A 16,824-nucleotide genomic window follows, 5' to 3' on the forward strand; every position below is an offset into this window, starting at 1 on the left:
TTTCCGGAGGTGGGCGTTGTGTCGAGAGTTAACACCGTTCTGGGGCCGATCCCGACCGAGGAGCTGGGTCTCGTGGCCGTCCACGAGCACATCGGCTACGGCATGCCGGGCTCCGAGCTGGACACGAAGTGGTGGAAGACGCCCGAGGAGCGGTACGAGGAGACCGTTCCGAAGCTGCGCCGCTTCCACGAGTACGGCGGCGGCACGTTCGTCGACGCGACCGGCATCTGCAACGGCCGGGACGTCGACTACTACCGGACGCTGTCCGCGAAGACCGGCGTGCACATCGTCGCGAGCACCGGCTTCGTCGGCGGCGACACCGCGCTGCCGTTCTTCGCCCGGGCGAGCGTGGACTACCTGACCGAGCACTTCATCCACGAGATCACCGTCGGCATCGGCGGCACCGGCGGCCGGGCGGGCGTCATCAAGGTCGGCGTGAGCCGCGGCGGCCGCATGACGGACCTGGACAAGCGCATCTACCGCGCCGCCGCCCGCGCCGCCCTGGCCACCGGCGCGCCCGTCCTGACCCACCTCGCGATCGACGCCGAGAACGCGATCGCCATCTTCACCGCCGAGGGCCTCCCGCTCGACCGCGTCCTGTTCGGCCACGTCGACGACGGCGTGAACGCGGACAGGACGCGCGACACCTGGATCGCCGAGCAGGGCGGCCGGATCGGGTTCGACACCTTCGGCTACGAGACCGAGCTGGAGGACCCGCCCTTCTGGGCCCGTCCGCGCCAGGAGCGGCTGGACCACTTCCTCCGCTTCATCCGGCAGGGACACCTGGACCGGGTGCTCGCCTCGGCCGACGCCAACTGCAGCCCGCTGGGCTGGCCGGGGGTGAAGGGCCACACCGTCAACTACCTCTTCGAGGACCTCATCCCGGACCTGCGCGCCGCAGGTCTCGACGAGGCCGCGATCACCACCATCTTCGTCGACAACCCCGCCGACTTCCTGACGCTCCAGAACTGACAAGGACCCCAGCATGCAGCCCTCGGACCTGAAGAACCTGAACATCGCCGTCGTCGGCGCGGGCTACGCCGGCGCCGCCGCGGCCAAGGGCCTGAGCCTCCTCGGCGCCACCGTCAACGTCTACGAGCGGGCGAGCGCCATCCGCGAGGTCGGCGCCGGCATCGGCCTGCGGCCGTCCACGATGGACCGGTTCCGCCAATGGGGCGTCTTCGACGCGATCGCCGGGGTCAGCTCGCCGAGCGACTACTTCGAGATCCTCAGCGCCACCGCCGACCCGATCATCAAGGAGGCGTGGCCGGAGATCGACGTCTTCGGCGAGAAGACCCGCCTGATCCACCGGGGGGACTTCATCGAGGCGCTCATGAGCGTGCTCCCCGAGGGCATGGTCCACCTGGGCCACAAACTGGAGACCATCGAGGACGAGGGCGACAGGGCGACGCTGACCTTCGCCAACGGCGAGTCGGTCACCGCCGACCTGGTGGTCGGCGCCGACGGCATCAAGTCGGTCGTGCGCGCGCAGCTGTTCGGCGACAACCAGCCGGTGTTCTCCGGCGAGCACGCCTACCGCGTCGTGATCCCCGTCGAGGACGCCCACGGCATGGCGGTGGACGACAACTTCCGGATGTACATCGGCCGCGGCACGAAGGTCTACTTCCTGCCGCTGCGCCACCGCGGCCAGGTCTCGTTCGACATCACCGCCCTGTGCCCGGACGCCACCTGGGCGCCGAAGGTCACCAAGGACGACCTGCTGAGGACCGTCGAGGGCTTCGACGAGCGGATCGTGAACATCACCCGCGGCCTCGACATGGACGCCGTCAACTGCCGCGCCGTGTACGACATCGACCCGGTCGACACCTGGCACTCCGACTCCGTCGTCCTCGTGGGCGACGCGGCCCACTCGATGCTGCACCACCAGGGCCAGGGCGCGAACTCGGCCATCCTGGACGCCGGCGCCCTCGCCGACGCGCTCAAGGAGGCCGGCTCGGTCAAGGAGGCGCTGGCCGGCTACCAGGCCGCCCGCAAGCCCGTGACCGACGAGCTGCAGCGGATCTCCCGCCAGGGCTGGACGGAGGACGAGATCAGCGACGTCTTCCCCGGCCAGAAGCCGGAGTCCCAGCGGTTCGCGTCGAAGGAGGGCTGACACCATGCCGCTGCACCCCGACATCGCCAAGGCGCTCGCCACCCTGCCGCCCCCGCCTCCCGGCCCGCTGGACCCGGCGGCCATGCGCGCGGCCGAGGAGGCGCAGGTGCCGCCCGTGGCGGAGCGGCTGCCGCTGCACGCGGTCGAGGACGCCACGGCGGGCCAGGTCCCGGTACGGATCTACACGCCGGACGAGGCCGGGACGCACGGCCTGCTGATCTACTTCCACGGCGGCGCCTTCTTCCTCGGCAGCCTGGACACCCACGACCACGTCGCCCGGTCGCTGGCGAAGGAGACCGGCCTCAAGGTCGTCTCCGCCGGCTACCGTCGGGCGCCCGAGCACGCCTTCCCCGCCGGGCTCGACGACTGCTACGCCGTCGTCCGCTGGGCCGCCGCGAACGGCGGGAGCCTGGGCTGGGACGGCACGACGCTGGCCGTCGCCGGTGACAGCTCCGGCGGCACGTTCGCCGCGGCCGTCGCCGCGACGGCGCACGACGACGGCTTCGACCGGATCACCCACCAGGTGCTGTACTACCCGTCGCTCGACCTCGACTTCGACACCGCCCGCTACCCCTCGCTGCGCGAGAACGCCGTCGGCTACGGGCTGGAGACGGCGGGGCTCAAGCCGTTCAACGCCTTCTACCTCGACAGCGGCGCCGACCCGGCCGATCCGCGGGTGTCCCCGATCAAGCGGGCCGACCTCGGCGGGCTGCCGCCCGCGCTGATCGTGACCGCCGAGTACGACCCGATGCGCGACGAGGGCGAACTCTACGGCCGGCGGCTGAAGGAGGCCGGGGTGGAGGCCGCGGTGATCCGCTACCCCGGCGCCAACCACGGGTTCGTGCAGCACTTCTCCTGGATCCCGGAGTACCACCGGGTCTTCGAGGAGACGGCCGCCTTCCTCAGGGGCGCGTCATGAGACACGGGGACGTGCACCCGCTGGTCTCCCCGTGGGGCCGGTTCGGGCTGTACAGCTTCTACATCGACGCCCCCGAGCCCGCGATCGTCGACACCGGGATCGCGTCCTCGCCCGCCGAGGGCATGGCCCCCGCGCTGGAGGCCATCGGGCGCCGCGTCGAGGATGTGCGCTGGATCCTGCTCACCCACGGTCACATCGACCACGTCGGCGGCGCGCACGCCCTGTGGGAGCTGACCGGCCGCCGCGCGCGGGTGGTGATCCACGAGGCCGACGCGCCGATGCTGCGCTCGCGCCGGGCGCACGTGGAGGAGTATCTGAACGGCCGGGGCCGCTACCTGAAGGACCCCGAGGGCGCGGCGAAGGTGGCCGCCGCCGCGGACGCGGTCATCTCCGGCGAGCTGGAGCCGGCCCTGGCGCTCCAGGGCGGCGAGACCCTCTCACTGGGCGGCGACGTGACCGTGTCCGTCCACCCGGTCCCCGGGCACACGCCCGGGTCGGTGGCCTACGTGATCGACGGCCGGCGTTCCGCGTTCGTCGGCGACGCGGTCCAGGTCCACGGGGCCGCCAACGGCTTCCCCGGCTACGCGGACCCGGTCGCCTACCGGGCGGGGCTGCTCCACCTGCGCGACGAGGTGCGCCCGCGGCAGTTGTACCTCGGGCACCCGTACCGCGGCGCGGACGGCCGGCCGTACGGCGTCGAGCTCGACGCCGGCCAGGCGGCGCAGGCCATCCAGGCGAGCCTGGACCTCGAGGCCCGGGTCGGCGAGGCGGCCCGGCGCTGCCTCCGGGACGGCCTGCGGGAGACGGACTCGCCGTACTCCCCGTTCGACCCGGTCGCGCGGAGCCTCGGCTACACCGGCGACCCCGCGCTCGAACCGTCGCCGTTCTTCACCTCGATGCACGGCTACCGCGCGCACGCCGACCAGAACTCCTGAAAGAGGACAAGGAACCACCCACCATGGCTGACTTCCAGACGATCCGGGCGGGCGAGCAGACGATCGCCGTCCGCAAGGACCTGCGGGTGCCGATGCGCGACGGGGTCACCCTCGCCGCTGACGCCTACCACGCCGCGGAGGACAGGCCGAGGCCGGCCCTGATCGCGATGAGCGCCTACGGCAAGGAGCTGCAGGCCCTCGCCCTCACCACGCCGCCGCAGCGCCGCCCCAGCCCGATGTGGGACGGCTGCATCGAGGCCGGCGACATCGCGCGCGTGGTCGCGGAGGGCTACGTGCACGTCATCGGCGACATGCGCGGCACCGGCGACTCCGGCGGCGTCATGATCGGCAACTACAACGCCGGCGGCGTCCCCCAGGGCCAGGACCTGTACGACGTCGTCGAGTGGGTCGCCGCGCAGCCGTGGTGCGACGGGAACGTCGGCATGATCGGCATCTCGTACTTCGGGTCGATGCAGGTGCTGGCCGCCGCCGAACGGCCCCCTCACCTGAAGGCGATCTTCGTCAGCGGCGGGCACTTCGACTTCTACGAGACCACGTACCACGGCGGCGTCATGTGGTTCATGCCGCGCGCGGCCCGGGAGGGGCGCGGCGGCGACTCCGGCATCGCGCACACCGACGTCAGGTCCCGGATGCGGGAGGTCCACACCCCGGAGAGGCTGGCCGAGCTCGTCGAGGAGCGGCTCAGGGACCCGGACGTGGCCGCGTGGCCCAACCTGGTGCACGTGCTGAGATACCCGAAGAACCGCGAGTTCTGGTTCGACATCGTGATGAACCCGCTCGACGGCGAGTGGTACGAGGAGCGCAACCCCATCAGGCTGGCCGAGAACATCGACATCCCGGTCTACCTGCAGATCGACCAGGGCCGAGGCTGGACCGTCGACGGCCACATCGAGCTCTTCCACGTGCTCAAGGGCCCCAAGAAGCTCGACATCGGCTCGTACCCTCCCATGCAGTCGCGCCCCTGGATCGAGGAGCACGACAAGATGTTCCGCTGGTACGAGTACTGGCTCAAGGGCGTCGACAACGGGATCATGGACGAGCCGGCCGTCAGCGTCTTCGTGGAGGGCTCGCGCCAGGTCGTCACCGCGGCGCAGTGGCCGCCGAAGGAGATCGACCACCGGCCGCTCTACCTGCGCCCGCGCCGCAGGCTCTCCCGCGAGCCCGAGCTGATGGGCGCCGAGCACGCCGCCCCCGACGGCTTCTACCAGGCGCCGCTGACGGTGACCGACAAGGTGGAGATCCTCAGCTGGAGCACCCCGCCGTTCGAGGAGCCCACGGAGCTGATCGGGCCCGGCGCGGCGCACCTGTTCGCGGAGATCGACCAGGACGACACCAACTTCATCATGCGGCTGTGGGACGCGGCACCGGACGGGAGCCGTCAGCTGCTCACCACCGGTTTCCTCAAGGCGTCGCACCGCGAGCTGGACGACCGGACGCGCGAGGGCGACCCGTACCACCCGCACACCCGCGCCGTGCCGGTGCAGCCCGGGAAGATCGAGGAGTACGTGCTGCGGCTCTATCCGTTCGCGGCCACCCTCAACCCCGGCCACCGCCTGGTGGCGGAGCTGTCCAACGACGAGCCCCTGGCCGACGCGCACAACGCGCTGCTGCCGCCGGACGCGTTCCACCTGCCGGTGGGCCGCCCCGTCACGCACAAGATCTACCGGGACGCCGCGCACCCGTCCCGGCTGGTGCTGCCGTTCACGAGGCGGGCGTAGCCGGTTCCGCCTGGCCGTGGTCGAAGTAGGCGGCCAGGCCGGGGTCGAGCGGCGGCACGTCGTACGGCATGCCGCCGTCACGCAGCGAGAGCGTGGCCGCGTGACCGGCGGCCACGCTCATCCGGGCGGCGACGGGCGAGGTGTCGGTGTGCCCGCCCTCCCGCGCGAACCGGCAGAACTCGGCGATGATCCGCGCGTCCGCGCCGCCGTGCGACCCGTCCGCCGCGGGCACCTCGTACGCCAGGTCGCAGTCGTCCCGGTAACCGGTGGGCCCGGTGTTCCAGACCTTGACCATGTCGCCGGGGCGGTCGCCGAAGTTCTCCAGCCGGCCCTCCGTGCCGATGACGGTGTAGTTGCGGACGTAGTCGGGCGTGAAGTGGCACTGCTGGTAGGCGGCGATGACGCCGTTGTCCAGGCGCATGTTCATCACGCTGACGTCCTCGACGTCGATGCGGTGGTTGAGGTCGCGGCGCCGGGTGGGCGGCCAGTCGAACGCGCGCAGCCAGCCGTCCGGGCGGGGGGTGCCGGGAGCCCGGCGGGGCAGCCCGCCGTAGAGCATCAGATCGCCGAAGGCGTTGACCCGCTCGGTGTACCCGCCGGCGAGCCAGTGGACGACGTCGAGGTCGTGCGCCGCCTTCTGCAGCAGCAGACCGGTGGTGCGCTCGCGCTCGGCGTGCCAGTCCTTGAAGTAGTAGTCGCCGCCGTAGGCGACGAAGTGCCGCACCCACACCGTCTTCGGCTCGCCGATCAGGCCGCGCATGATGATGTCGCGCATGATCCGGACCACGCCCATGTGACGCATGTTGTGGCCGACGTACAGGCGGGTTCCGGTCGCGCGGGCCGCGCGCAGGATGGCGTCGCAGCCCTCGACCGTGATGTGCATCGGCTTCTCGAGGTAGACGGCCTTTCCCGCGCCGAGGCAGTCGACGGCGATCCGCTCGTGGGTGTCGTCGGGGGTGAGGACGAGGACGGCGTCCAGGTCGTCGCGGTCGAGCAGGCGCCGGTGGTCCGTGAAGATCGCCGGCTCGCCGAAGTCCGCGGCCCGGCGCCGGATCGCCTCCGGATCGGTGTCGCAGACGGCCGTGACGACCGATCCGCGTCCGGGCCGGTGCGCGGCGCGGGCGAGGTCGGCCCGCAGGCCGAGGCCGACGACTCCGACACGCAGGTCTTCCACTGAGCCTCCTTCTCGCGGGGTGCGGGAGGAGTTTATGCCTGTTTATGGCGATAAATAGGCATAAACGATCAGAAAGCGACAGGAGATGCGCGCCGGCGACGGACCTGTGACCGTCCCGAGATCGGGCCGGTCCGCCTTCGAGGGGTCGCGGCGGCCCGGCGGCGAGACCGAAACTCCCGGCGCGGACGGCCCGGAAGGGTCTAAGCTGTCGTGGCATGTTCGCGACGCTCCTGCATGAGATCCCCTTGCAGGGCGGGGACGTGACCGACGGCGTGGTGCGCGTCGGTGACACGGTGCGCAGGCCGACGACTCCCTCGACGCCTGCCGTGCATGCCCTGCTCCGCCACCTGGAAGCCGCCGGCTTCGGGGGAGCGCCGCGCGTACTCGGGTTCGACGAGCTGGGGCGCGAGGTGCTCACCTACCTGCCCGGCACGACCGGCGTGAGCCTGCTCTCGGTCACCGACGAGGCCCTGGCGGACCTCGCGCGGCTGCTGCGCCGGTTCCACGACGCCACCGAAGGGCTGCCGCTCGACCGCGACGGCTGGGCCGGCGGGTCCAACGACGACGCGCCGCCGGAGGTGATCGGCCACTGCGACCTGACCCCGGCCAACGTCGTGTTCTCCGGCGGGGCACCGTACGCGATGATCGACTTCGACCAGGCGCGGCCGACGACGCGGCTGTTCGACATGGTGACGACCCTGCGCCACTGGGCGCCGATCGCCGACCCGGTCGACCGCCATCCGCTGCTGCGCGGGGTGGACGTGGGGGAGCGGCTGCGGCTGTTCTGCGACGCGTACGGGACGCCGCCCAGGGAACGGCGCCGGCTGCTGGAGGTGGCGCGGTTGCGCTTCCACCGCTCGTACGCGGTCATGAAGACGCGGGCGGCGGGCGGCGGGAGCTGGGCGCGGATGTGGGCCGGCGGCGCGGGCGAACGGATCCGCCGCGCCTCCGCCTGGCTGGACGCCCACGAGGACGGCCTGCGCACCTCGCTCGTGTGACCACCCGAGAGCCGGGCCGCGAGACGGGCCGCGCCTCACCGGTGCGCGCGTGGGGATGGGGCGCCGGGTTCTTCCGCCGGGGTGTGCGGGAGGATGGCGCGCATGGGTGTCTGGTCTGATCGCGCCGCCGGGCTGGCGCTCGGGGTGGCGCTCGACGCCGTGTTCGCCGATCCGCGCCGGGGGCATCCGGTCGCGCTGTTCGGGCGGGCCGCGACCCGGCTGGAGAGCGGGATGTACGCGGACGCGCGGGCGAACGGCGCCGGGTACGTCGCGGTGTGCGTCGGGGCGGCGGCCGGGGCCGGGCTGCTGGCGGAGCGGGCCGGGAGCCCGCTGGCCCGCACCGCGCTGACCGCGGCGGCCACCTGGGCGGCGCTGGGCGGCACCACCCTCGCGCGGGAGGGCGCCCGCATGGCCTCGGCCCTGGAGTCGGGCGACCTGCGGGCGGCCAGGGCGCGGCTGCCGCACCTGTGCGGGCGCGACCCGTCGGAGCTGGAGGCGCCGGAGCTGGCCAGGGCGACGGTGGAGTCGCTGGCCGAGAACACCTCCGACGCGGTCGTGGCGCCGCTGTTCTGGGGGGCGGTGGCGGGCGTGCCGGGGCTGCTGGCCTACCGGGCGGTCAACACGCTGGACGCCATGGTGGGCCACCGGTCGCCGCGGTACGAACGGTTCGGGTGGGCCGCGGCACGGCTGGACGACGTGGCCAACTACGTGCCGGCCAGGCTCACCGGCCTGATCACCGTGCTGGCCGCGCCGGACCGGCGCCGGGCGCTGGCCGTGCTGCGCCGGGACGGCCACCGCCACCCGAGCCCGAACGCCGGGCGGTGCGAGGCGGCCTTCGCGGGCGCGCTGGACGTCACGCTCGGCGGTGCGAACGTGTACGGCGGCAGGGTGGAGCACCGGCCCACCATGGGCGACGGACCCCGGCCTCAGGTGGGCGACATCCGGCGGGCGGTGCGGCTGACCAGGGCGGTGAGCCTGGCGGCCGCGGGTGCGGCGGTGCTGGCCGCGTGGGCGGTGCGCCGGGTCACATCACCCGGTTGAGGCTCGCCACCAGCCAGAGGAGGAACCCGGTGATGACGGCCACCCAGAGCATGGACCTGGTGGCGCCGGCGGCCACCTGCCTGCGAGTGATGACCAGTCGCATCGCGTCCCGCCACGCCCGCCGGGTGGTGACCAGCGTCTGGTAGCGGCGGCCGGCGATGAACAGTGCGATCGCGATGACGAGGAACAGGATGACGCGGCCGTCCTCAGATTCCACGAGTGCCTCCTTCGACAACCTCATGGAGTGAGGACCCTGTCACTTGATACACCGGCGGATCACATTGGCGGATCACATTAAATGCGCTGAAAGTGGGCGGGAGTCCGGTGGACGAGACGCAGGCCCAGCTCGACGAGGGTCCAGCCGGCGCGCCAGCTCATCATGGGCCGCCGGTGGCGGGTGGCGCGCCACCGGTCGGCGCGTTCGCGTAACTCGGCGTCGCGGATCTCCATGAGCCGCAGATGGATGTCGGGATGCATGGCCGTGTGCTCCGGCGCCACCAGCGTTCGCGGCCGTCGTCGCTCTTCTGCGGACGCGAAAGGGCGGAAGAGCCGGAACTCTTCCGCCCGTGGCGGTCAGGAGGCGCGGGCCGCGTCCAGGACCTTGCGCGCGTCCCGTTCGAACGAGGCGCGGGCGCCGAGCGTCAGCAGACCGCCGACGACCATGACGGGGACCAGCGCGTACATGCCGGTCACCAGCGAGCCGCTGTACTGCGAGACGATCCCGACGATCAGCGAGCCGAACGCGCCGAAGCCCGCCATCAGCAACTGCAGCACGGCGAAGCCGAGCCCTCTGGCGCTCGCCGGCACGACGTCGGCCAGGCAGGCCGTCATGTTGGGGATGGCGATCGACATCGAGGCGCTGGCGAGCGCGGTCAGCGCGGCCAGCGCGGGCAGCGAGTCCATGGACAGCGCGACCGCCAGGATCAGCGAACCGATCGTGATGCCGCCACCGCCCGCGAGCAGCCGGCCGCCCTTGCGGGCGCCGTGCCACCGGCGTCCCAGCCAGGCGCCCACGAGGGTGCCGCTCAGCGTGCCGGTGATGGTGATGAGGCCGCTCAGCGACCCGGCGACGTCGGTGGTGACCCCGAACGAGCGCACCATCAGGGTCGTCATCCAGTAGAAGACGCCGGCCAGGCCCAGGGTGAGCAGGCCGAGCCCGACGCACACGAAGATCAGCGTGGGGATGCGGAGGATCTGGCGGAACTGGGTGCGGAACGGCACCTTGTCGTGCACGGGAATGGTGTCCGGCGCGGCCTCGGGCACCGGCTCGGCGTGCACGGCGGCCTGCGGGCCTGGGGCGGGGGCGCCGGCGACGATCCGGTCCAGCTCGCCGCGGCGCGGCTCGCGCAGGAACCACACCAGCAGGGCCGTGAGCACGCCGGGGATGACCATGATGAGGAACGCCTGCCGCCAGCCCAGCTGGTGCGCGAGCACCCCGCCGATCAGGGTGCCGACGCCGCCGAGGTAGGTGGTGACCCGGACCAGCCCGTAGGCCTTGGCCCGGCTGACCGGCGGGTACCAGTCGGCGAGCAGGCTGCCCGAGGCCGGGTTGTCGATGTTCTCGGCGGCGGCGAGCAGCACCCGCATCCCGAAGAACATCGCGAACCCGGTGGCCAGTCCGGAGCCCGCCGTGGCGATGGCCCAGATGAAGACCACGATGGCGATGATGCGGGTGCGGCTGTAGCGGTCGGCCAGGTATCCGGCGGGGATGGCCACGATCGCCCCGGCGATCGCGGCGGCGGTCGGGATGGCGCCCGCCGCGACGTCGCTGATCCCCCACTCCGCGATGATGTGCGGCAACACTCCCGACAGGAGGTTGGCCTCGACGCGGTCGACCAGGCCGACGATGAAGAGCACGACGAGCGGCGCCCAGCCGAACGGCGCCGAGGACGTGGCGTCGATCTTGCCGGTGCGAGCCGAGCCCAGCGTTCCGACCATGCCCTACCTTTCCCCAGACAGCTCTAGAATTCAGTTCTAGGTATTCGTTCTAGTCAGAGTGGCAGAAGTCACAGGATTCGTAAATGGGTGATTTCGGTCGCACCGTTACCGTGGAGCGCGTGAGAGGGGCGCTGCTCGTCGCGGGCACCACATCCGACGCCGGCAAGAGCGTCGTCACCGCGGGCATCTGCCGCTGGCTGGCCCGCCGGGGCGTCCGGGTGGCGCCGTTCAAGGCCCAGAACATGTCGCTCAACTCGTACGTGACCGCCGACGGCGCCGAGATCGGCCGGGCGCAGGCGGCGCAGGCGCGGGCCGCCGGCCTGGAGCCGGTGGCCGACATGAACCCGATCCTGCTCAAGCCCGGCAGCGACCGCCGCAGCCAGGTGGTGCTCATGGGCCGACCGCTGGCCGACGTGGACGCGATGGAGTACGGGTCGCTCCGGGACCGGCTGCGGTCGGCGGCGCTGGAGTCGCTGGACCGGCTCAGGAACGCCTACGACGTGGTGGTGTGCGAGGGCGCGGGCAGCCCCGCCGAGATCAACCTGCGCGCCGGCGACCTCGCCAACATGGGCCTGGCCAGGGCCGCGGGACTGCCGGTGATCGTCGTCGGCGACATCGACAGGGGTGGGGTGCTCGCCGCCTTCTACGGCACGGTCGCCCTGCTGGACGCCGAGGACCAGGCGCTGGTCTCCGGGTTCGTGGTGAACAAGTTCAGGGGCGCGCAGGAGCTGCTGCGGCCGGGCCTGGACCTGATCGAGGAGCTGACCGGGCGGCGCGTGTACGGGGTGCTGCCCTGGCTCGACGGGCCCTGGATGGACGTCGAGGACTCGCTGGCCCTCGACGGCCGCCACGTGGTGGCCGGTCGCCCGTACGGCAGGCAGACGCTGCGGGTGGCGGTGGTGCGGCTGCCCCGCGTGTCGAACTTCACCGACGTCGACGCGCTGGCCGCGGAGCCGGGCGTGGTGGTGCGGTTCGTCACCGGCCCGGCCGAGCTGGACGACGCCGACCTGGTGGTGCTGCCCGGCACCCGCGCCACCGTCGCCGACCTGGCCTGGCTGCGCGAGCGCGGGCTGGCGGACGCCCTCGCCGCGCGGGCCGGGCCGGTGCTCGGCGTCTGCGGCGGCTTCCAGATGCTCGCCAGGGAGATCGTGGACGACGTGGAGTCCGGCGCGGGCCGGGTCCCCGGGCTCGGGCTGCTGCCCGCCCGGGTGGTGTTCGGGCCGGACAAGGTCCTCGGCAGGCCGTCCGGGCAGGCGTACGGGCATCCGGTGCACGCGTACGAGATCCACCACGGACGGGTGATGGTGGAGGGCGGCGAGCCGTTCCTGGACGGCTGCCGCGTCGCGAACGTGTGGGGCACGACCTGGCACGGGGCGCTGGAGAACGACGCCTTCAGGCGCGCCTTCCTGGCGGACGTGGCCGGACGGGCGGGCCGCGCGTTCGAGCCCGACCCGGCCACCGACTTCGCCCTGCTGCGCGAGCGGCGCCTGGACGCGCTCGGCGACCTGGTGGAGCGGAACCTGGACACCGGGGCGCTGCTCGACCTGATCAGGAACGGCCCGCCGGACGTGCCCGGCCTGCCGCCAGGAGCCCGGTGACCGTCAGCGGGGGTGGACCACGTCCGTCGCCGCGGCGATCAGCGCCAGCACCGGGAAGACGGCCCTCGGCGGCACCCGGTAGACGCCGCGCTCAGGCTGCTCGACCAGCCCGGCCGAGCCGAGGGTCTTGAGATGGTGGTAGAGCTGCCCCTGCGAGGCCGGTGACAGCTCGGCCTGCAGATCGGAGACGGCCAGGGGACCCCGCACGAGCAGTTGCAGCAGGTGCAGCCGGGCCGGGTGGCCGGCCGCGGCCAGCACGGCCGCCAGCGGGCCCGGCGGCTGCTCCACCAGCCAGCCGGGCGGTCGCGCCATCTCCCAGCTCCACCGGTGGTCGCCGAACCTGGCATGCCCGCCGTACATCAGCACTCCCGACTCCTCGCCGGCGTCGCGGGGCTCGGACGCCCCGCCCTCCAGCGCGGTGACCCGGGCCTCCAGCGCGGCCACCCGCTCCTCGATCGTCGTCACGAGGCTGAAAGATACCCGGAAAACCGGAATTCCAAAGTCGGCGGTTGCCGGGTGCCGGAAGCGAACCGCCGCCTACCTTGCCGGAGCCCGCCAGTGACGGCGGCGCCCCCGGACGGGCACCATGGCGGGCATGACAGCAGTGGTGCTGGCCGAGGGGCTGACCAAGTACTACGGCGGCCGCCGTGGACTGGAGGACCTCGACCTGGAGATCCAGCCGGGAGAGATCTTCGGCTACCTGGGGCCGAACGGCTCCGGCAAGACCACCACGATCCGGCTCCTGCTCGACGTCATCCGGCCCACCCGCGGCCGGGTCACCGTCCTGGGAGCCGGCTCGCGGGAGGCCGCCGTACGGGCCAGGATCGGCTACCTGCCGGGCGAGCTCGTCCTCGAAGGCCGGGAGAAGGCCCACGACTACCTGCGGTTCCTCGGCAGGGTGCGCGGCGGGGTGCCTCACGGCCGGATCGAGGAGCTGGCCGAGCGGCTCGGCGCCGACCTGGGCGTGCCCATGGCCAAGCTCTCCAAGGGCAACAAACAGAAGGTCGGGCTCATCCAGGCGTTCATGCACGAGCCCGAGCTGCTCATCCTGGACGAGCCGACCGGCGGCCTCGACCCGCTGGTGCAGCAGGAGTTCCTCGCCATGCTCCGGGAGGTCCGCCTGGCCGGAAGGACCGTGCTCATGTCCTCGCACGTGCTGGCCGAGGTGGAGCACGTCTCCGATCGGGTCGGCATCGTACGGGCCGGGCGGCTCGTCGCCGTGGAGAACGTGGCCGCGCTGCGGGAGAAGGCGGTGCGGCGGGTGGAGCTGCACTTCGACGCGCCCGTGCCGCCGGAGGCGTTCGCGGGGCTGCCGGGCGTGCGGGACCTGCGGGTCGAGGGCGCGAGCGTGCGCTGCACGATCGACGGCCGGCCGGACGCGCTGGTCAAGGCCGCCGCCAGGTTCACCGTGGTGCACCTGGTCAGCGCGGAGCCGGACCTGGAGGAGATCTTCCTGACCTACTACGGCGAGGAGGGGAGGCACGATGATCGCCAAGTCGTTGCGTGACTACCGGCGGGCCCTCATCGGCTGGACGATCGGGATCAGCGCCTTCATGGCGATCTACCTGGGCGTTTACGGAAATATCAAGACAAATCAAGACATCTATGGGCCGCAGGCGATGGCGAAGTTCCCCGGCGCGCTCAAAGATCTCATGGGCGGCCTGGAGGACTTCACCAGCGGCGCCGGCTACCTCCAGTCGGTCGTCTACCAGCTCTTCGTGCCGTTCCTCTTCCTCGCCTGCGCCATGATCATCGCCAACCGGGCGCTGGCCGAACCCGAGGAGGCCGGGACGCTGGAGCTCGTCGTCACGCTCCCGATCGACCGCAGACGGCTCGTTCTGGAGCGGTTCGCCGCCCTGGTGGCCGGGCTGGTGGCGGTGGCCGCCGTGACGCTGCTGATCACCTGGGTGCTGGCCGAGGCGGTGGGGATGGGGGTGCCGTTCGACCGGATACTCGCGGCGCACACCGGCGTCCTGCTGCTCGGGCTGTTCTTCGGCGCGGTCACCCTGGCCGTCGGCGCGGCCACCGGCCGCAAGGGGCCCGCCATGGCGGTCACCGGGGTGTGGGCGGTGGCCGGGTACGTGGTCGTCACCCTCGGGCGGAGCGTGGACGCCATCGCCTGGCTGAAGTGGGCGTCGCCGTTCCACTACTACGCCGCCGGCCGGCCGCTCCACGAAGGGCTGCCGGTGGGGGACTACCTGGTGCTGGCCGGGGCCGCGGCGGTGCTGGCGCTGACCGCGGTGCTCGCCTTCGACCGGCGCGACGTGGGCGTGTGATGCCTCCGCCGGTGCCCGCCGAGCTGCCCGCCGAGGTGCCCGCCGAGGTGCCCGCCGAGTTGCCCGCCGAGCTGCTCGGCGGGCACCTTCGGGTGCTGCGGGCGGCCGCCGGCACCGGCCGGCTGCCCGGCAGGGACGAACTGGACGCCTGCCGCGCCGACGGCCGCCGCGCCGCCGAGCTGGGCGTGCCGTTACGCCGGCTGGTCGACGCCGCCCTGGCCGCCGCCCTGACGCCCCGCGCTCCGTCCGCGGACGTTCCGGCGGCACCGCCGCCGGCGCTGCTGCCGGCGCTGCGCAGGTCCGTCGGCGCCCTCATGGCCGGGTACGAGGAGGCCCAGCACGCCGCGTTGCGGGAGGCCGAGCAGGAACGCCGCGTGTTCGTCGACGACCTGCTGCAGGGCCGGGCCGAGCGGCTGGCGGAACGGGCCGAGCACTTCGGGCTGCGGCTGGCGGAGTCGTACCAGGTGGCCGTCGCCCGCGGGCTCGACGAGAACGGCCCGGACCGCATCGAGCGCGACCTGACCGCCCGGTTCGGTTCGCACAACATCCTGGTCGCGGTGCGGGACGGGCTGCTGGTGTGCGTGGTCCCGGCCACGCTCCCGGCGGCGGTCGGCGAGTTCACCCACCACGTGCGCTCCCGGTTCCCCGCAGGCTGGCGGGTCGGCGTCGGCAGGCCGCAGCGCGGTCCCGGCGGGATCGTCACCTCCTACCGGGAGGCGGCCGGCGCCCTCGACCTGGCCGACAGGCTCGGCCTCAGACACGACGTGGTCAAGGCCGCCGACCTGCTCGTCTTCCCCGTCCTGCTGCGCGACAGAGGCGCGATGGAGGATCTGGTGACGAGCGTGCTCAGCCCGATGCTGGGGGCGCGCGGCGGGCACGAGCCGCTGCTGGAGACCCTGGAGGCGGTCTTCGCCGCGCACGGCAACCAGACCGCCGCCGCGCGCCGGCTGGGCATCAGCACCCGCGCGGTCACGTACCGGCTGCAGCGCGTCCACCGCCTCACCGGGTTCTCGCCGGACGACCCCACCCAGCGGTTCACGCTGGAGACTGCCGTGCTCGGCGCCCGCCTGCTCGACTGGCCCTGGGACTAGCCGGGCGCGGCCGTCACGGGATCAGCAGCAGCTTGCCCGTGGTCCGCCGGGCGGCCAGGTCCTCCTGCGCCCTGGCGGCGTCGGCCAGCGGGTAGCGGTGCGACACGTTGACGCGCACCCGGCCGGAGCCGATCCAGTCGAACAGGTCGGCCGCCCGCCACAGCAGCTCGTCGCGTTCGGCCAGGTGATCGGCCAGCGTCGGCCTGGTGAGGAAGAGCGACCCGGCCCGGTTGAGCCGCTGCGGGTCCACCGGCGGCACCGGACCGCTCGCGGCCCCGTACAGGGCCATGAGCCCGCGCCGGCGCAGCGCCTCCAGCCCGCCGTCGAACGTGGTCGCGCCCACGCCGTCGTAGACCACGTCCACCTTGCCGCGCAGCCGCTCGGCGAAGTTCTGGTAGGTCAGCACCTCGTCGGCGCCCGCCTCCAGCGCCTGCTTCTCCTTGGCCGGGGTGGACGCCGTGCCGTACACGGTGGCCCCGAGCATCTTGCACACCTGGACGAGGAGCTGCCCCATCCCGCCTGCGGCGGCGTGCACGAGCACCACGTCGCCCTCCTTCACCCGGTGGGTGGAGTGGGTGAGGTAGTGGGCGGTCATGCCCTGCAGCATCGCGGCCGCGGCCAGGTCGGGCGCGACCCCCTCGGGCACCGGCACCACCTGGCGGGCGGGCACGACGGCCTTCTCGGCGTAGCTGCCGAGCGTCATCGCCCACGCCACCGTGTCGCCCACCGCCACGTCCGTCACGCCGGGCCCGGCAGCGGACACCACGCCCGCGCCCTCGGACCCGATCGTGCAGGGCAGCCGCAGCGGGTAGGCGCCGGAGCGGTGGTAGATGTCGATGAAGTTGACCCCGCTCGCGGCGACGTCGACCACCACCTCGCCCGGTCCGGGCTCCGGGTCGGGCCGTTCGACGTACTCGAGGACTTCGGGGCCGCCCTGGGCGGCCAGCACGATCGCACGCATGCCCCTAGTCAACTACGGATCGCCCGGCGGCCGGAGACGGG

At 72.9% G+C, this 16,824-nt stretch carries 17 protein-coding genes; 11 read left to right on the forward strand and 6 right to left on the reverse strand.

All coding sequences use genetic code 11. From position 1 onward, the window contains the following. The first annotated feature begins 18 nt into the window (after positions 1-18). Genes ACQEUU_RS34505 through ACQEUU_RS34525 form a run of 5 tightly spaced genes read left to right on the forward strand, consistent with a single transcriptional unit; the run spans position 19 to position 5,706 of the window. Positions 19-972 (forward strand): phosphotriesterase, encoded by a 954-nt coding sequence (locus ACQEUU_RS34505; RefSeq protein WP_433074029.1) that lies wholly within the window; start codon positions 19-21, stop codon positions 970-972. A 13-nt stretch (positions 973-985) separates the two neighbouring features. After that, positions 986-2,113, forward strand: coding sequence for an FAD-dependent monooxygenase (locus ACQEUU_RS34510; protein ID WP_433074032.1), 1,128 nt, complete (start codon positions 986-988; stop codon positions 2,111-2,113). A 4-nt stretch (positions 2,114-2,117) separates the two neighbouring features. After that, the gene (locus ACQEUU_RS34515; protein ID WP_433074035.1) at positions 2,118-3,032 is read left to right on the forward strand and encodes an alpha/beta hydrolase; all 915 of its coding nucleotides are present in this window, start codon (positions 2,118-2,120) and stop codon (positions 3,030-3,032) included. After that, on the forward strand, positions 3,029-3,967 hold the full coding sequence (locus ACQEUU_RS34520; protein WP_433074038.1) for an MBL fold metallo-hydrolase: 939 nt from the start codon (positions 3,029-3,031) through the stop codon (positions 3,965-3,967). Before ACQEUU_RS34515 ends, ACQEUU_RS34520 begins: the two co-directional genes overlap by 4 nt. Positions 3,968-3,990: 23 nt before the next feature. Then, positions 3,991-5,706, forward strand: coding sequence for a CocE/NonD family hydrolase (locus tag ACQEUU_RS34525; protein WP_433074041.1), 1,716 nt, complete (start codon positions 3,991-3,993; stop codon positions 5,704-5,706). On the opposite strand, the gene ACQEUU_RS34530 is transcribed toward ACQEUU_RS34525, so the two are convergent. Then, a complete protein-coding gene (locus ACQEUU_RS34530; protein ID WP_433074044.1) occupies positions 5,690-6,880 on the reverse strand; it encodes a Gfo/Idh/MocA family protein in 1,191 nt (396 codons plus the stop codon). The two genes, ACQEUU_RS34525 and ACQEUU_RS34530, sit on opposite strands and share 17 nt — an antisense overlap. Before the next feature lie 215 nt (positions 6,881-7,095). Between ACQEUU_RS34530 and ACQEUU_RS34535 the strand changes: the two genes are divergently transcribed. Then, positions 7,096-7,878 (forward strand): phosphotransferase, encoded by a 783-nt coding sequence (locus ACQEUU_RS34535; protein WP_433074047.1) that lies wholly within the window; start codon positions 7,096-7,098, stop codon positions 7,876-7,878. Between the two features lie 102 nt (positions 7,879-7,980). Then, positions 7,981-8,919, forward strand: coding sequence for a cobalamin biosynthesis protein (locus ACQEUU_RS34540; RefSeq protein ID WP_433074050.1), 939 nt, complete (start codon positions 7,981-7,983; stop codon positions 8,917-8,919). On the opposite strand, the gene ACQEUU_RS34545 is transcribed toward ACQEUU_RS34540, so the two are convergent. The 3 genes from ACQEUU_RS34545 to ACQEUU_RS34555 form a co-directional block, all read right to left on the reverse strand. Beyond that, a complete protein-coding gene (locus ACQEUU_RS34545; protein WP_433074052.1) occupies positions 8,903-9,136 on the reverse strand; it encodes a hypothetical protein in 234 nt (77 codons plus the stop codon). The two genes, ACQEUU_RS34540 and ACQEUU_RS34545, sit on opposite strands and share 17 nt — an antisense overlap. 77 nt (positions 9,137-9,213) lie before the next feature. After that, entirely contained in the window at positions 9,214-9,396 is a 183-nt protein-coding gene (locus ACQEUU_RS34550) for a hypothetical protein (RefSeq protein ID WP_433074055.1), read from the reverse strand. Positions 9,397-9,492: 96 nt separating this feature from the next. Continuing rightward, positions 9,493-10,857, reverse strand: coding sequence for an MFS transporter (locus ACQEUU_RS34555; protein ID WP_433074057.1), 1,365 nt, complete (start codon positions 10,855-10,857; stop codon positions 9,493-9,495). 119 nt (positions 10,858-10,976) lie between these two features. Between ACQEUU_RS34555 and ACQEUU_RS34560 the strand changes: the two genes are divergently transcribed. Next, positions 10,977-12,455: a cobyric acid synthase gene (locus tag ACQEUU_RS34560; protein ID WP_433074060.1), complete on the forward strand. Its 1,479-nt coding sequence runs from the start codon at positions 10,977-10,979 to the stop codon at positions 12,453-12,455. 3 nt (positions 12,456-12,458) lie between these two features. On the opposite strand, the gene ACQEUU_RS34565 is transcribed toward ACQEUU_RS34560, so the two are convergent. Continuing rightward, positions 12,459-12,920, reverse strand: a complete 462-nt coding sequence (locus tag ACQEUU_RS34565; protein WP_433074063.1) for an ArsR/SmtB family transcription factor — start codon at positions 12,918-12,920, stop codon at positions 12,459-12,461. A 130-nt stretch (positions 12,921-13,050) separates the two neighbouring features. Here ACQEUU_RS34565 and ACQEUU_RS34570 point away from each other — a divergent pair, with 130 nt between their 5' ends. The 3 genes from ACQEUU_RS34570 to ACQEUU_RS34580 are packed head-to-tail and all read left to right on the forward strand — an operon-like array spanning position 13,051 to position 15,822. Then, the gene (locus ACQEUU_RS34570; RefSeq protein WP_433074066.1) at positions 13,051-13,962 is read left to right on the forward strand and encodes an ATP-binding cassette domain-containing protein; all 912 of its coding nucleotides are present in this window, start codon (positions 13,051-13,053) and stop codon (positions 13,960-13,962) included. After that, positions 13,940-14,731, forward strand: a complete 792-nt coding sequence (locus tag ACQEUU_RS34575) for an ABC transporter permease (RefSeq protein ID WP_433074069.1) — start codon at positions 13,940-13,942, stop codon at positions 14,729-14,731. The genes ACQEUU_RS34570 and ACQEUU_RS34575 overlap by 23 nt, the downstream gene beginning before the upstream one ends. After that, positions 14,731-15,822: a PucR family transcriptional regulator gene (locus tag ACQEUU_RS34580; protein WP_433074072.1), complete on the forward strand. Its 1,092-nt coding sequence runs from the start codon at positions 14,731-14,733 to the stop codon at positions 15,820-15,822. Before ACQEUU_RS34575 ends, ACQEUU_RS34580 begins: the two co-directional genes overlap by 1 nt. 13 nt (positions 15,823-15,835) lie before the next feature. Here the strand turns inward: ACQEUU_RS34580 and ACQEUU_RS34585 are convergent, their stop codons facing one another. Further along, the gene (locus tag ACQEUU_RS34585; RefSeq protein WP_433074074.1) at positions 15,836-16,783 is read right to left on the reverse strand and encodes a quinone oxidoreductase family protein; all 948 of its coding nucleotides are present in this window, start codon (positions 16,781-16,783) and stop codon (positions 15,836-15,838) included. Positions 16,784-16,824 lie beyond the last annotated feature (41 nt).

The sequence above is a fragment of the Nonomuraea sp. CA-218870 genome (assembly GCF_050936535.1).
GTDB classification, from domain to species: Bacteria; Actinomycetota; Actinomycetes; order Streptosporangiales; family Streptosporangiaceae; genus Nonomuraea; species Nonomuraea corallina.

What these genes read in the sequence shown, in the direction of transcription:
- ACQEUU_RS34510 (WP_433074032.1), top strand. Translation starts at nt 986, where the DNA reads ATGCAGCCCTCGGACCTGAAGAACCTGAACATCGCCGTCGTCGGCGCG.
- ACQEUU_RS34515 (WP_433074035.1), top strand. Translation starts at nt 2,118, where the DNA reads ATGCCGCTGCACCCCGACATCGCCAAGGCGCTCGCCACCCTGCCGCCC.
- ACQEUU_RS34520 (WP_433074038.1), top strand. Translation starts at nt 3,029, where the DNA reads ATGAGACACGGGGACGTGCACCCGCTGGTCTCCCCGTGGGGCCGGTTC.
- ACQEUU_RS34525 (WP_433074041.1), top strand. Translation starts at nt 3,991, where the DNA reads ATGGCTGACTTCCAGACGATCCGGGCGGGCGAGCAGACGATCGCCGTC.
- ACQEUU_RS34535 (WP_433074047.1), top strand. Translation starts at nt 7,096, where the DNA reads ATGTTCGCGACGCTCCTGCATGAGATCCCCTTGCAGGGCGGGGACGTG.
- ACQEUU_RS34540 (WP_433074050.1), top strand. Translation starts at nt 7,981, where the DNA reads ATGGGTGTCTGGTCTGATCGCGCCGCCGGGCTGGCGCTCGGGGTGGCG.
- ACQEUU_RS34550 (WP_433074055.1), bottom strand. Translation starts at nt 9,396, where the DNA reads ATGCATCCCGACATCCATCTGCGGCTCATGGAGATCCGCGACGCCGAG.
- ACQEUU_RS34555 (WP_433074057.1), bottom strand. Translation starts at nt 10,857, where the DNA reads ATGGTCGGAACGCTGGGCTCGGCTCGCACCGGCAAGATCGACGCCACG.
- ACQEUU_RS34570 (WP_433074066.1), top strand. Translation starts at nt 13,051, where the DNA reads ATGACAGCAGTGGTGCTGGCCGAGGGGCTGACCAAGTACTACGGCGGC.
- ACQEUU_RS34575 (WP_433074069.1), top strand. Translation starts at nt 13,940, where the DNA reads ATGATCGCCAAGTCGTTGCGTGACTACCGGCGGGCCCTCATCGGCTGG.
- ACQEUU_RS34580 (WP_433074072.1), top strand. Translation starts at nt 14,731, where the DNA reads ATGCCTCCGCCGGTGCCCGCCGAGCTGCCCGCCGAGGTGCCCGCCGAG.
- ACQEUU_RS34585 (WP_433074074.1), bottom strand. Translation starts at nt 16,783, where the DNA reads ATGCGTGCGATCGTGCTGGCCGCCCAGGGCGGCCCCGAAGTCCTCGAG.